At 72.5% G+C, this 1554-nt stretch carries 1 protein-coding gene; it reads right to left on the minus strand.

Annotated features, from left to right (window positions below):
- A partial coding sequence (locus ACWCO3_RS34515; protein ID WP_450014194.1) for an acyltransferase domain-containing protein occupies nucleotides 1-1554 on the minus strand: 1554 nt, incomplete at both ends.

A 1554-nucleotide genomic window follows, 5' to 3' on the forward strand; every position in this document is an offset into this window, starting at 1 on the left:
CTCGGCCAGCGACCGCACGAACCGCTCGGGGCCGCCTTCGTCGCGGCGCAGCGTGCCGACGGTGGTGGCCTCGATCGCACCGGTGAGCACCGGGTGCGCGCTGACCTCGATGAAGATCCGGTGCCCCGCCGCCTGCGCGGCCTGCACCGCCAGGTCCAGACGTACCGGCTGACGCAGGTTCCGGTACCAGTAGGCGGCGTCCAGGACACCGCCGTCCTCCACAGTGGAGAACACCGGCACCGTGCCGGGAAGCGGTCGCACCCCGTCGAGCAGGCGGGCCAGCTCGGCCTCCACCGGCTCGACCAACGCGCAGTGCGACGCATAGTCCACCTTCACCCGCTTGGCCCGCACCCCGGCCGCCTCGGCGGCGGCCAGGAACGCGTCCAGGTCCGCACCGGCCACCACCACACTGGTCGGGCCGTTGACGACCGCGACGCTCACACCCTCGGTCAACAGGGGTGTGACCAGGTCCAGGCCGGCGCTGACCGACACCATCCCGCCACTACCGGCGATCGCCAGCAGGGCTTGACTGCGCAGGGCGACGACCTTCGCGGCGTCGCTCAGCGACAGCACTCCGGCGACACAGGCCGCCGCGATCTCGCCCTGCGAGTGACCGATCACCGCATCGGGGGTCACGCCCTTGGAGCGCCACACCTCGGCCAACGCGACGTGCACCGCCCAGAGGACCGGCTGCACCACGTCCACCCGCTCCAACGGATCGTCCGACCGCAGCACATCGAGAAGGTTCCAGTCCACGAACGGCGCCAACGCCGCCGCGCACTCCGCGATCCGGGCCGCGAACACCGGCTCGGCATCCAACAACCCGACGGCCATCCCCACCCACTGGGAACCCTGACCGGGGAACACGAACACCACACCGGCGGAACGGGCCACACCGGACACCACAGCGCTGGACGGTAACCCGTCGGCCAACGCGGCAAGACCGGCCCGATGGTCCGGGCCGAGCACCACCGCGCGGTGGTCGAAGACAGCACGCGAAGCGGCCAGCGAGTACGCCGCTTCCCCGGCATCGCCGTCCCACGCCGCGAGCCGTTGCGCCTGCCCGGCGACCGCCGTCGCGCTGCGCGCCGACAACAACCAGGGCGCACCGGGATCCGTCGCGACCGACTCGGCCACAGGTATGACCGGCGGCTCCTCGATGATCACGTGGGCGTTGGTGCCGGAGACCCCGAACGACGAGACTCCCGCCCGGCGCGGGCGCTCCCTGGCCGGCCACGGCCTCGGGTCGACGAGCAGCTCCACCGCACCGTCGGACCAGTCGACGTGCCCGGTGGGCCGCTCGACGTGGACGGTCCGCGGCATGGTGTCGTGCCGCATCGCCATCAGCATCTTGATGATCCCGGCGACGCCCGCGGCGGCCTGGGTGTGCCCGATGTTCGACTTGATCGAGCCGAGCCACAGCGGCTGGTCGGTCGGCCGATCCTGACCGTAGGTGGCGAGCAGCGCCTGCGCCTCGATCGGATCGCCGAGTCGGGTGCCCGTGCCGTGCGCCTCGACCGCGTCCACGTCGGCGGTGGTCAGGCCGGCGTCGGC

Source organism: Micromonospora sp. NPDC002411, assembly GCF_053592955.1.